This is a genomic window from Fictibacillus nanhaiensis (assembly GCF_042686385.1).
In the GTDB taxonomy this organism is placed as follows: Bacteria; Bacillota; Bacilli; order Bacillales; family Fictibacillaceae; genus Fictibacillus; species Fictibacillus nanhaiensis.
In genome coordinates, this window is record NZ_JBHUPF010000002.1 from 88822 (window position 1) to 101477 (window position 12656).

A 12656-nucleotide genomic window follows, 5' to 3' on the forward strand; every position below is an offset into this window, starting at 1 on the left:
GACTAGTTCATTCACCAACTAAAAATTAATGGAGGGAACAATAGATGAATTCAACAGCCGTTCAAACGGAAAACGCATCGAAGTCAAAAGGTGGTTTTCCCGCGTTATTAGCATTAGCCATTTCGGCATTTGGTATTGGTACAACTGAGTTTGTACCTGTAGGACTTTTATCTTCATTAGCCTCTGATCTTAACATTTCGATCACGCTCGCAGGATTACTCATATCTGGATATGCGATGGGTGTGGCATTCGGAGCACCCGTTCTTACAGCATTAACGAATAAAATGAACAGAAAGACGTTGTTACTTCTGTTAATGGTCGTTTTTATTGCAGGTAACATGGTTGCAGCAATATCTACAAGTTTTACGCTGCTATTGATCGCGCGATTCATTACAGCCTTTTCTCATGGTGTTTTCTTCTCAATAGGTGCAACGATCGCAGCGGATCTTGTTCCTGAACATAAACGTGCAAGTGCGATCGCATTCATGTTTACAGGGCTTACTGTTGCTACGGTAACAGGGGTTCCACTTGGAACATTTATCGGACAAACCTTCGGATGGAGAGCTACGTTTTGGGCAGTTGCTCTACTAGGTGTTGTTGCGATTATCGCTAGTGCTATTTTGGTTCCAAAGAATCTGAAAGAAGCACCGCCATCAAGCTTAAAAGATCAACTCAAGATCATTAAAAACGGTCGCTTATTATTAGCTTTTGCGATTACAGCTCTTGGTTATGGTGGAACGTTTGTAGCATTTACGTATTTAGCACCGATCCTAGAAGATGTAACAGGCTATGCTCCTAAAGCAGTCAGCTGGATTTTGTTAGGATACGGAATTGCTGTCGCGATCGGGAATACGGTAGGAGGTAAAGCCGCAGATAAGAATCCGATCAAAGCTTTATTTTGGATGTTTGTTGTTCAAGCCGTTATTCTAGTGATTTTAACATTTACAGCACCTTTTAAAATTGCTGGGACGATTACGATTTTCTTATTAGGACTTTTAGCGTTTATGAATGTGCCAGGTCTACAAGTTTATGTTGTGAAATTGGCTGAAAGATATGTACCATCTGCGGTAAATGTTGCGTCAGCCATCAATATTGCTGCATTTAATTTAGGTATCGCGATTGGAGCATCAGTTGGAGGACTGATCGTCGATTCGATCGGTATTATTCACACACCTTGGATTGGCGGAGTGATGGTATTTGGTGCTGTTCTCTTGACTGCATGGAGCGCATCACTTGAAAAAAGAACGGTATAAAGTTAAAAAAGAAGGCAGCCAATTTGGTTGCCTTCTTTTTAAGCTGTTTTTTTATTTTTCTTCACTTTAGCCACAATCACTACAAATAAAAGGGGCAAAAATCCAAAAATAAACGTTACAGGGGTCTGCAAGAAAGATCCAGATTCACCTAATTCGATTTCGTTTTTGTACATCGTAAGAGAAAGTAAGAACACGACGACTGTGATGATATTAATAAAGTGTGCAGCTTTTACTTTAAATAACGTAGAAAGAGATTGATCAAGTATAAAAAGTAATAAGGAGATCTTCATGTACGTTCCTAGAATTAATGCGATGCCAAATACTGCTTCTACACGTTCAACAATCTCTCCAATGCTGATCAACTGAGCAAGAACATGAAGCGGAAATTTCTTTAGAAACACTAAAGTGCCAAGTCCTAATAACGAACAGAGAATGGTTAAGCTGAGTACGATTCCATTAATGAATAGTCCTAAATAGAGCCATTTGTTGATAGACTGCCCGGGTTTTTGCTTTACCAGATAGATGATCATAGCAAAAAAGAGAACATCCATATAAGGAAATCCAATACCGACATAAACGCCGTGTAGAATCGGTTTAAAACCTAATGGAGCTAAAGGAAGAAGATTGGTGATCTCATACGTGTTGTAGGGCAGAATTAACATGATGATGAATATGAATAGCAAAATGTACATCAATAGATGAAACATGCGACCCATCACTTCGATTCCAGCTTTTGCGGTTAAGCTACTAGTGATTAAAATGAACAAGTGAAAGATAAAGAGTGGGGTTTCTCTCATCATCGATGTTGTAAAATATTGACCCATGCCATAAACAATGTTTGCTGTGATATACAACATGACTAAGAATAAAGGAATGATGATTACATAAGACATTACGTTTCCGAGGGTTAGGCGAACTTGATTCACATAACATTGATCAGGGTACTCATTATGAAGCGATAATACAAGAAATAAGATGACAAAACCAACTAAGTTAGCGAGAAGCATGGCGAACCAGGCACTGTTATGAGCAGCAGCCAACATAGGCCCTTGGATATTAATGAGAGCTGAACCTGTCATATACACTTGAAATAAGACTGCCATCTGCCAATAACTAATTTTTCCTGTGTGCATAAAGGTACTCCTTATTATTTTACTTGTAGCCATGAGGTGATCGCTTCAGCCATAGGACCAACGATTAACTGAAATCCATCATCTAAGTTAGGAAGGTTTCGTCCAGTTAGATAAGAATAAAGCATGTATCCTGCAGGAATGGAGAGCAATAAATAGATTTTTTTTGATTTGTTATCTTGTTTGATCGTTTGATAGTCGAAGTACAATAAAACGATCAAGCTTCCTATAATGAGTTTTTCAATCATCGCGATTCCTCATCGTTCTAATTTTTTTTGTGAAAAGGTTTGCTTATATCTGTCCCAGTATTCAAGATGTTAACTTCTGATTTAACATGAAAGACGGCATTTTTGTAGTACGGTACTTTTTCTTTTTTCATTCGTTGCCATTCTTTCGGGTTTGAGCGATAGATGTGGTTTCCCAAACCAATCATGTCGATATTCTTTTTTTGTGATTGCTTTAATAATGCCATCATGTTCCTGTTCACTTGTTTTTCTAATTTTTTATGAACAACCTCTAGTTGTTGTTTCGTTTCGATCGTCGAGCATTCTAATTCTCCTATACTAGCTTGAAGCTTTGGTTGAAGAGAGTAATGGACTACTCCGTTTTTTATTTTAAGAGATGAATTGGTATGAGATTCCGTAATTTCGAATGATTCGTGCAATTTACTTCCTTTACAAGTGATACCGATAATACCAAATTGAAAATCATTGAGAGCTAGCATGAGTGACTTCGTTTCTTTATTTGAAATAATCGTCTTTAGTTTTCCGTTTTTAAAGATAGTCAGTCCATCTACGTAGATGCTTTTTTCTCTATCTTTTTCCTTTTTTAGGAAAGGGGCGTAGACCGTATCGACCTCGCTGTGAAGCTGCTTACCAATCGAAAATAAATTCGCAGGGTACGTTTTTGCACTGAATTTACTCCCGGTTTTCGTCACCTCATTTAACTGTTCACTTACTGTATTTTCAACATGAGGTTTTACTTTGATGTAGTCAGCAGCAGTTCCCTCTGTAACTGCAACTCCTGTTAAGAGTCTTGGCTCATGATCTCGGAAAAAGAAGTCTAGAACAGAACCGAGGTTTTGTTTTCTAGCCACTCTCTCACTTATAACAATAAAACGCACATGTCCCCAGTTTGCTTTTCTACCTAAATGGATGGTCACATCTCTTATCGCATCAAAAACGGATTTCGCTTCCGTTTCAAGCTCGAAATAAGACTCTCCACCACCTCCAGCTGAAGCGATCTTAGGAGCAGGCTTATAAAACTGAGTGGTAAGTTGAATTCTTCCATCCTTTTTCTGGTCAATGGCAAGTGATTGGACGAAAACATATTCAGTAAGTTCAGCATGATCCCAGCAACCGGATAAAAAAAGGAGGGAAGAGGCAACCATGTATTTGATTAACTTTTGCATACAAACCCCACCTTTTTATAAGTAAACGCCCTAAACGTTTTTACCTGTGCTTCGATGTTTCAATAATTTTTTTAATGACAATCGAAAGAAACCGTCTTTTAGTAAGGAGGTGCTGTTAAGTGTGAACGTACCAAGGTAAGGTTCTTTCAAAACGTGCAATTTGGATAGGTGCAGGAATATGAGAATAAATCCTAAGAATAGACCGAAGCCTCCCATGATTGCCGCAAGAAACATCAACGGTATTCGCAATAAACGTGCCGCAAAGCCAAAATCATAATAAGGGATAGAAAAGGAAGCGATCCCAGTTAACCCTATTACCACGATCATGATCGGAGAGGCGAGTCCAGCGTTAATAGAAGCTTCTCCGATAATCAATGCTCCAACGATACTTACGGTTGACCCAATGGGTTTTGGCAGCCGGACACCTGCTTCTTGCAAAAGTTCGAAAAAAAACAGCATGATTAAAGCTTCTATAATTGCAGGAAAGGGGATGCCTTCACGTGTATCCAACAGGGCGATCAACAAAACAGTCGGTATAAGTTCAGAATGAAAAGTAGTCAAAGCGATATAGATGCTAGGCAGAGCTAAGCTCAAAATAAAACCAACAAACCTTACCAACCTGATAATCGATGAAAAAACAGATCGTTGATAATAATCTGAAGCAGATTGGAAGAATTCATTAAAGAGGCCAGGACAGATGACAATCGTTCCTGTTCCTTCCATTAAAATAATAATCTTACCTTCTAACAAAGATGCTGAAGCCACATCTGGTCTTTCTGTAAATCGATATTGAGGAAAGGGGGTGACCGAAGACTCTTCGATTAATTCAGCGATATAGGACGTTTCTAGAATTTCTTCCTGTTTAATCTTGTTGATTCTCGATTCAAATTCTTCAAGCATCTCTTTTTTTACGGTTCCATCTAAATAGCCGTAAACAAATTTCGTGTTAGACTTGCTAGCTGTTTGTTTAAAAATAAATTTAAGATCGGGAGTTTTTAATCGCGAACGAATCAAGCCAAGGTTCTTTTGAAGGTTTTCGATCGTTCCTTCTCGTGGGCCAACAACGACTACCTCGTTCTGTGGTTCAGCTACACTTCTTTTTTCTACTGAAGAAGCATCGAAGCTTAGTGCTAAGTCCCATTTGTCGAAAATCAAGACAATATGGCCGTTCACGATGTTGGCATTTAGTTCATTGTAGTTTTTTAAAAGCATGACTGGCCTTGATGAGACGCCTTTATTCTCAAAAAACTCTTTTATCTGCTGAACGGAAACAGAGAGAGAGAGGGCTGCCTCAAAATCAGGCATGTCCTTGATAACTTGGTGCAGCAGGTTCGATTTTTCTTCTTGAACGAGAGAATCACAGTGTACAACAAGAGCTTCTTGTTTATAATCTGAACCAAATTGAAAATGTCTGATCTTGATGTCATCACAGTTTTTATAAAGGTTACGCATATACTCGTCATTTGCTTGAAGGTCTTTGTTTATGGGAACTTCCACTTTTGTTGTATCTGTATCCATGATGATTAACACCTGCCTTATCCTTTAATGTTTGATGAAGGATAGAAATCTATACATTATTTACCATGGAAAGGTTTGAAGGATTTTTTGATCAACTACTTTTAAAACATTGAATTCGAAATAGCCAAACAAAAAAAGCTACCTCAAGTGTGGTAGCTTTAAAAATGAATAAGAGATATTAAGTTTAAATCTTTTCCTGTGATCCCACTTTTGCGTCCGGATCAATCTCTAAACTTGTTTTATATTCAACTCTTTTAATATCACAGCCAGGTCCGATTTCTACCGTGTTGCCTCGAACGACTTCAGCATGTGTATGTTCAAGGTACAAGTTATCGCCTTCAATCACTTCCGCCGTTAGTTGATCGTTGTGGTTACTCATAAAAAACTTGATTAGTTTTTTAAAGCCAGATGCATCACGTGTCTTTTTTACCATGATGTTCTCGCCACCGATTTCTTTTGCTTCACAATGACGTAAAAGTTCCACGTCGATCGTACCTGCATTTACGAGGCCATCAATTTTAAAATTACCACGAGCTTCAAACGATTCAGCTTCACAATCTCCTTTTATTTTCACTTGCCCTTTCACATCAATTTCGTCACTCGAAACATTTCCATTTACAGAGGCAGATCCACGAACGATAATTTCTTTTCCTTTAACATTTCCTTTAATCGTAGAAGAGCCTTGAACCTTTAATTCATCACATAAAAGGTTACCGTCGATATCCGTACTGCCGTTAATCGTCATTTCCTTCACTTCTACATCGCCTTCAAAGTGAGTGGATCCATTGATCTTAGCAGTATCCGTTGTGATGTTTCCTTCAAGATGGGCGCTTCCGTTGCATTTGAACTGTTCACAAATAAGGTCACCGTGTATATGTGCAGATCCGTTAACTTTTACTTGATCATACTCGCCACCAGATGAAGTCCCTGATCCAGAAATGCTAATGTTTTTTAACTGAGTTCGTTCCATGGCTATTCCTCCTTCAATGATTAAGAAAGCTTTAATTTTAGTTCTTGTATGCACTGACTTATTTTGTAGTGAGCGATTTTTTTAGCTTGAGGTTCTATGAAAAGATTGGCTGGTTCAGGGGTGAGAATAAAAAAAGAGACGCCCATCTTTCTGATGAAAATTAATTCACTTCCAGCATTGTTAACGGTCTGTGCTTGATCGTGAAAGAGCTGTAACAAGTCAATGCCTTCTGCACGGTTTACATCGCCTGTTTGCAACAATGAATTCAATACATAGAGGGTTACTAATTGATTAAATGAGAAGGATTGATTCGGCCCATGAAAATTATTAAACATATCTAACGCCGTCTGTGAAACAATGTTGCGCTTAGTAAGTTCTTCTGCTGATAATGATGTGAGTGTTGGGGAAGGGGAGAACATATCAGCTAGTTCATCGAGTGATAAGTCATCTTTTAACGTTTTAATTTTTTCAATGCGCAGCAAGATATCTTCTTTAGGAAAGAATGTTTCTTGCCCCGTAAAGGTGGATTTTCGGATGAACCAGTTCTCGGGAATCAGATTCTTTCTTTTCCATCTGTATAGCTGGCCGTAGGAGATATTTGCTTCTTCTAAAAGATCCTTTTTTGAGATTAGATTTTCCATTGTAAACCTCCTTGTTCACAATGTAACATAACACTGTTACGTTGTACAAATAATTTTTAAAAGTTTATAAAGGAAAGTGCACAAAGATTTTTGAATAGTATTAGGTAGAAGGTGGAGGGGTTAATGGAGAATTGGTTTAGTGCGGGAGCTTCGGGTTTTAAGATGTTTCAGTGGGAGCATGTTCTTTTATTAGTTTTTATATTCCTTGTAAGTATTATCATGTATGGCTACCGTAATAGGATTAGGAAGATGCACATATGGAAGAAGATCTTAATTACAGGACTTATCGTCTCTGAGACTACGTATCACATATGGGCCGTTTACAATAATTTATGGGATATTCATATTTTCCTTCCTTTGCAGCTATGTAGTTTCAATATTCTACTATGTGTGTTGTTACTCATAACGGATAATCGGAGACTGTTTGCTTTTGTCTATCTGTTTGGTTTAACAGGTGCTATACAAGGATTGTTGACACCAGAGCTGTTTCAGGAACCATGGCATTTTCGTTTTATTCAATACTTTGTGGCGCATGCCTTTATTGTTTGGACAGCTCTTTACTATGCAATTATCAGGTCTTATACAATTAGCTGGCAGCTTCTTTTCCAATCATTTTTTTGGTTGAACATCTATGCTCTTGGTGTGTACGTTGTAGATGTAGCGATTGGTGCAAATTATATGTTCTTGCTAAGAAAACCATCAAATGCTTCTCTCATGGATTACATGGGGCCTTATCCTTGGTATATCCTTTCACTAGAGCTAGTCGCTTTATTTTTATGTCTGTTTGTTTTTATTCCGGTTAAAGAAAAACTAAATCACACGACAGAGGGCCATCCGCCGTTTGAGGCGTAGGTCCTCTTTTTGTACCTTTTGTGACAAAAATACGAAAAAGAAGAAAATAATGGAATTTATTGTATTATAGAAGTGAGGAGGGATATTATGATTAAAACCATGAATAGGCCGATCAGGTGGATACCTTATCTATTTCTTAGTTTATTGATCATTGGAAGCAATGTAATTCTATATCAGACAACTTATTTTCAACCAGTACCCACGTCAGTGCTCATTGGCTCGATGTTTGATTTTCTTCTCGTTATTCCTCTACTTACCTACTACTTTATTATCCGCAAAAGATACTCATGGAAGCTAACGCTGCTAGTCGCATTAGTGAGCTATGCTTTCGCCTCATGGATCATTCCGGATGATCTCATGAAATCTGTATCATTGATTCCGAAAGCACTCTTGCTTCTAGAAGCAGGTTTCATCTCTATAGAACTATACCTATTGTTTATCGTGTGCAGAAAGCTTCCTAAAGTAAAGAAGACGTACAAAGAAATAAATGGTGAACTACCATTTTTATTGAGAATCAAACAGGCAGTTAACCTCCATTTTATGAAAAGTCGCCTAATCGATTCCCTCATTAGTGAGGTTACGATGCTCTATTATGCCTTCTTCTCCTGGCACAGAGCACCTATGATAAACGAACAAACTTTTACCTATCATAAGAATACCAGTTATGTAGCTCTTCAGCTCATGCTGATTCACGCGCTGATCATTGAATCAGTAGGTCTTCATTATTTCTTCAGCCAGTGGAACCATACAGTCTCTCTGATTTTATTATTTATAAACATCTATTCTATTCTCTTTCTTATCGGCCAAATGCAAGCAGTGAAAAAAGTGCCTGTAATTGTTACGGAACACTCATTGATATTGAATATAGGATTTATTAAAAGCCTTGATCTTCCGTTTAAATACATTCAAGAATGGAAAACGTATGAAGGGCCAGATGAGTTGAGTGCAGCTGAAATGAAGTACACATTTGAAGCAAGAGTAAGTGATTTTATTCCGGAAAAACCGAATATTGAGTTGCTTTTGAAAATACCTGTAAGGTCAGAGATCATATATGGATTTAAGAAGGACGTGACAAGGGTAGTTATTAAAGTAGATGAACCGGCTGAATTAATGAGGCTTATTGACAAGAGAATGGCTGAAGATGCTAGTAACTTAGGAGATTAACAGTCTTTTTTTTGCAAATGTTCAATTTCACCTTGTTAAATGGAAATGCTATTGTTAAGATTTCAGAAGGTTACAGAAAAATCCTTTCGACAGGTGAAAATATATGTTTAAAAATACAGCAACTACACAACATAAAAAATCATTCCTCACTTCCGTTCAACTCATCGTTATCTTTTACTTGTTGTCCGTACTAGTAGCGACGATCCTCTTAAGCTTGCCGGTTGGACATAACGAAGGAGTAGAGTTGAAATTTATCGATGCTCTGTTTACAGCGGTGAGTGCAGTTAGTGTAACAGGACTAACTTCTGTTAGTATCTCAGAAACGTTCAATCACGTTGGAGTCATACTGCTCGCTTTAATTTGCCAGATTGGTGGTATCGGTGTAATGACGCTTGGTACAGCCGTCTGGTTATTGATAGGAAAGAGGATTGGGATGAGAGAACGTCAATTGATCATGACGGATCAGAACCAATCAACACTTGCTGGACTCGTCCAGTTGATGAAGCAAATTTTAGCGTTAATCATTGGTATTGAAGTAGTAGGAACGGTTTTGTTCTTCATTTTGTTTCAGTCCTATTATGATACAGAAGTTGAGGTGCTTTACCACGCCTTTTTCGCGGCAGTTACTGCCACGACGAACGCTGGTTTTGATATAACGGGTAGCTCGTTAATCCCGTTTCGTCACGATTATCTCGTTCAAATCGTAACGATGTTATTGATTACATCAGGTGCGATCGGATTCCCTGTTTTAGTCGAAATCAATAATTTTATAAAAGAGCGTAAATATCTAGAACGCTACACATTCACTCTTTTTACAAAAGTCACTACAACTACATTCGCTATCTTAGTTGTAACAGGTGCCATAGGTTTTTATGTGTTAGAGATGAACGCTTTCTTTGAAGGTAAGTCTTGGCATGAATCGTTCTTTTATTCGATGTTTCAGTCTGTAACCACTAGAAGTGGCGGTTTATCTACGATGGACATCTCGCAACTAACCGTACCAACTATGCTTTTCCTATCGATCATGATGTTTATTGGGGCTTCGCCTAGTTCAGTCGGTGGAGGTATCAGAACAACAACGTTTGCCGTTGCTCTTTTAGCGATCCTGTTTTATGCAAAAGGTAGAAACACGATTAAGATCTTTAAACGAGAGATCTATCCAGAAGACATTCAAAAATCATTTATCGTCATTATTGTAGCGATGGTGCTATGTACATCATCCACCATCATCCTAGCGATTACCGATCCTATGCCGATCGAGTACTTATTCTTCGAAGTTTGTTCAGCGTTCGGAACGACGGGGCTTTCGACTGGAATTACAGGCCAGTTGAGCGCAACAGGTAAAGTGATCCTTATGCTTCTAATGTTTATCGGTAGGATCGGTGTCTTATCCTTCTTGTTTATCATTCGAGGGAAAACAGTAACAGAACATATTCATTATCCGAAAGAAAAATTAATAATTGGTCAATAAAAGTGATCACGTTTGAATTCAGTTTGATGTTTACTTATAATGAACATAAGTAAATAAGTCCTTCGGGGTCGGGTGAAATTCCCAACCGGCGGTGATGAGGCCAGAGCCTCTTAGTCCGTGACCCGGTTTTGCATGTAGCAGAAACGGTGGATTCGGTGCAATTCCGAAGCCGACAGTATAGTCTGGATGGGAGAAGGAACGTGAACACTTTTAGAATACCTGTGTTTGAAATAGGTATATCTAAAGGTTTATTTCGTGATATCCTTAACATTTTAAAACCCCGGAGACAATTCGTTTCCGGGGTTATTTGTATGAAAAAAAGGACTCCTGCTTAGCATATTTACGATGATATCAACGTCATACGAGGGAGGGAAATCTTATTGTTTACAGGCATTATTGAAGAAAAAGGGACGATAAAATCAATTTCTAAAGGTAACGAAACGATCGTACTTACCGTTACAGCTGAAGAAGTACTGAAAGATGTAAACCTTGGAGATAGTATAGCGGTAAACGGTGTTTGTTTAACGGTGACTTCTTTTAATAAGAGGGAGTTCACCGTAGATGTTATGCCTGAAACGTTTCGTTCTTCCACATTGAGCCTCTTAAACAACCGTGATTCGGTCAATCTTGAACGAGCGATGGCTGCTGGTGGCCGGTTCGGTGGGCATTTTGTTTCCGGGCATGTGGATGGGACAGGAAAAATCATTGAGAAGCGTCCAGAAAGAAATGCCATCTACTATACGATAGCGTTGCCTGATCATCTGATGCGCTATTTCATGTTAAAAGGCTCTGTATGTGTAGATGGGACGAGCCTCACGATCTTTGAGGTAACCGAAAGTACAATAACGGTTTCTTTAATTCCTCATACAGCAGAACATACGATTTTAGGATCGAAAGGCACGGGTGACATCGTGAACATTGAATGCGACATGCTCGCAAAATATGTACACAATATGCTATCGCCGAAAGAAGAAACTACACAAAAATCGAAGCTGTCTCTTGATTTCTTGCAAGAGCACGGATTTTAGGAGGAGAGTTCATGTTTCACTCCATAGAAGAAGCAGTTGCAGATCTTAAAGAAGGAAAAATTGTAATCGTAGTCGATGATGAAGATCGTGAAAATGAGGGAGACTTTGTAGCACTCGCTGACGGGATCACTCCTGAAACGATTAACTTTATGGTGACACACGGCAGAGGATTAGTCTGTACACCGATCTCTGAGGAAATTGCAATAAAGCTCGACCTTTCACCCATGGTAACTACCAATACAGATTCACATGGAACAGCATTTACGATAAGTGTCGATCATATTTCAACCACGACAGGAATTTCGGCTCAAGAAAGAGCGGCAACCGTACGTGAGTTAGTAAATGTAGATTCCATGCCTTCGGATTTTAAGCGTCCCGGACATATTTTTCCGTTGATCGGGAAAAAAGGAGGGGTCTTGCGAAGAGCAGGGCATACTGAAGCTGCCATCGATCTCGCTCAAATGGCAGGCAGCAAGTCTGCTGGTGTGATCTGTGAAATCATGAAAGAAGATGGAACGATGGCTCGTGTTCCTGAACTTGTTGAGCTTGCGAAACAGCATAATATGAGGCTGATCACGATCAAAGACCTCATTACGTACCGAAACAAAACAGAGCAGATGGTGAAGCGTGAAGTAGAGATCAACCTGCCTACAGAGTTCGGGGATTTTAAAGCGATCGGTTTTTCAAATGTATTAGATGAAAAAGAACATGTAGCATTGGTAAAGGGTGATGTTACAACAGGAGAGCCAGTTTTAGTACGCGTTCATTCTGAGTGTCTAACAGGTGATGTATTCGGTTCTGCTCGATGTGATTGTGGATCACAGCTTCATGCAGCACTTTCTCAGATAGAGAAAGAAGGACGTGGTGTTCTGCTGTACATGAGACAAGAAGGCCGCGGCATCGGACTCATCAATAAGATGAAAGCTTATAAACTTCAAGAAGAAGGTCTAGATACGGTTGAAGCCAATGAACAGCTTGGGTTCGCACCAGATCTGCGTGACTATGGCATAGGTGCTCAGATTTTAAAGGACCTAGGTATCAGTAAGATGAAGCTGTTGACGAATAATCCAAGAAAGATTGCTGGATTAAAAGGTTACGACTTAGAAGTGACAGACCGTGTGGCGCTTCAAATGCCACATAACAAGAACAACGAAGATTATTTAAAAACAAAAAAGAGCAAATTGGGGCATATGCTTCATTTCTAAATAGGAGGAATAG

Annotated in this window: 12 protein-coding genes and 1 riboswitch; of the genes, 6 read left to right on the forward strand and 6 right to left on the reverse strand. The window is 38.9% G+C overall.

The window, feature by feature from the left end; genetic code table 11:
- The first annotated feature begins 44 nt into the window (after positions 1-44).
- Positions 45-1253: an MFS transporter gene (locus tag ACFS5O_RS00890; protein WP_205724576.1), complete on the forward strand. Its 1209-nt coding sequence runs from the start codon at positions 45-47 to the stop codon at positions 1251-1253.
- 38 nt (positions 1254-1291) lie between these two features.
- Here the strand turns inward: ACFS5O_RS00890 and ACFS5O_RS00895 are convergent, their stop codons facing one another.
- From ACFS5O_RS00895 to ACFS5O_RS00920, 6 genes are all read right to left on the reverse strand, one after another.
- Entirely contained in the window at positions 1292-2386 is a 1095-nt protein-coding gene (locus tag ACFS5O_RS00895; protein ID WP_205724577.1) for a GerAB/ArcD/ProY family transporter, read from the reverse strand.
- Positions 2387-2400: 14 nt separating this feature from the next.
- Positions 2401-2631, reverse strand: coding sequence for a hypothetical protein (locus ACFS5O_RS00900; protein WP_205724578.1), 231 nt, complete (start codon positions 2629-2631; stop codon positions 2401-2403).
- A gap of 17 nt (positions 2632-2648) precedes the next feature.
- Positions 2649-3794, reverse strand: coding sequence for a Ger(x)C family spore germination protein (locus ACFS5O_RS00905; protein ID WP_205724579.1), 1146 nt, complete (start codon positions 3792-3794; stop codon positions 2649-2651).
- 30 nt (positions 3795-3824) lie between these two features.
- Complete coding sequence (locus ACFS5O_RS00910; RefSeq protein ID WP_205724580.1) at positions 3825-5312, reverse strand: spore germination protein; 1488 nt, start codon at positions 5310-5312, stop codon at positions 3825-3827.
- A gap of 184 nt (positions 5313-5496) precedes the next feature.
- A complete protein-coding gene (locus tag ACFS5O_RS00915) occupies positions 5497-6282 on the reverse strand; it encodes a polymer-forming cytoskeletal protein (protein ID WP_205724581.1) in 786 nt (261 codons plus the stop codon).
- Between the two features lie 20 nt (positions 6283-6302).
- Positions 6303-6923 (reverse strand): YhbD family protein, encoded by a 621-nt coding sequence (locus ACFS5O_RS00920; RefSeq protein WP_205724582.1) that lies wholly within the window; start codon positions 6921-6923, stop codon positions 6303-6305.
- Positions 6924-7046: 123 nt separating this feature from the next.
- Here ACFS5O_RS00920 and ACFS5O_RS00925 point away from each other — a divergent pair, with 123 nt between their 5' ends.
- The 5 genes from ACFS5O_RS00925 (at position 7047) to ACFS5O_RS00945 (ending at position 12643) form a co-directional block, all read left to right on the forward strand.
- A complete protein-coding gene (locus ACFS5O_RS00925) occupies positions 7047-7775 on the forward strand; it encodes a YwaF family protein (RefSeq protein WP_205724583.1) in 729 nt (242 codons plus the stop codon).
- Between the two features lie 87 nt (positions 7776-7862).
- The gene (locus tag ACFS5O_RS00930; protein WP_205724584.1) at positions 7863-8939 is read left to right on the forward strand and encodes a hypothetical protein; all 1077 of its coding nucleotides are present in this window, start codon (positions 7863-7865) and stop codon (positions 8937-8939) included.
- 103 nt (positions 8940-9042) lie between these two features.
- The gene (locus ACFS5O_RS00935) at positions 9043-10410 is read left to right on the forward strand and encodes a TrkH family potassium uptake protein (protein ID WP_205724585.1); all 1368 of its coding nucleotides are present in this window, start codon (positions 9043-9045) and stop codon (positions 10408-10410) included.
- A gap of 54 nt (positions 10411-10464) precedes the next feature.
- Positions 10465-10612: riboswitch (FMN riboswitch) on the forward strand.
- A gap of 178 nt (positions 10613-10790) precedes the next feature.
- Complete coding sequence (ribE, locus tag ACFS5O_RS00940) at positions 10791-11438, forward strand: riboflavin synthase (protein WP_205724586.1); 648 nt, start codon at positions 10791-10793, stop codon at positions 11436-11438.
- A gap of 11 nt (positions 11439-11449) precedes the next feature.
- Positions 11450-12643: a bifunctional 3,4-dihydroxy-2-butanone-4-phosphate synthase/GTP cyclohydrolase II gene (locus tag ACFS5O_RS00945; protein ID WP_205724587.1), complete on the forward strand. Its 1194-nt coding sequence runs from the start codon at positions 11450-11452 to the stop codon at positions 12641-12643.
- Positions 12644-12656: the final 13 nt, after the last annotated feature.

Bases quoted from the DNA above. Each gene is read 5' to 3' on its own strand.
- ACFS5O_RS00890 (WP_205724576.1), top strand. From the start codon at position 45: ATGAATTCAACAGCCGTTCAAACGGAAAACGCATCGAAGTCAAAAGGT.
- ACFS5O_RS00895 (WP_205724577.1), bottom strand. From the start codon at position 2,386: ATGCACACAGGAAAAATTAGTTATTGGCAGATGGCAGTCTTATTTCAA.
- ACFS5O_RS00900 (WP_205724578.1), bottom strand. From the start codon at position 2,631: ATGATTGAAAAACTCATTATAGGAAGCTTGATCGTTTTATTGTACTTC.
- ACFS5O_RS00905 (WP_205724579.1), bottom strand. From the start codon at position 3,794: ATGCAAAAGTTAATCAAATACATGGTTGCCTCTTCCCTCCTTTTTTTA.
- ACFS5O_RS00910 (WP_205724580.1), bottom strand. From the start codon at position 5,312: ATGGATACAGATACAACAAAAGTGGAAGTTCCCATAAACAAAGACCTT.
- ACFS5O_RS00915 (WP_205724581.1), bottom strand. From the start codon at position 6,282: ATGGAACGAACTCAGTTAAAAAACATTAGCATTTCTGGATCAGGGACT.
- ACFS5O_RS00920 (WP_205724582.1), bottom strand. From the start codon at position 6,923: ATGGAAAATCTAATCTCAAAAAAGGATCTTTTAGAAGAAGCAAATATC.
- ACFS5O_RS00925 (WP_205724583.1), top strand. From the start codon at position 7,047: ATGGAGAATTGGTTTAGTGCGGGAGCTTCGGGTTTTAAGATGTTTCAG.
- ACFS5O_RS00930 (WP_205724584.1), top strand. From the start codon at position 7,863: ATGATTAAAACCATGAATAGGCCGATCAGGTGGATACCTTATCTATTT.
- ACFS5O_RS00935 (WP_205724585.1), top strand. From the start codon at position 9,043: ATGTTTAAAAATACAGCAACTACACAACATAAAAAATCATTCCTCACT.
- ACFS5O_RS00945 (WP_205724587.1), top strand. From the start codon at position 11,450: ATGTTTCACTCCATAGAAGAAGCAGTTGCAGATCTTAAAGAAGGAAAA.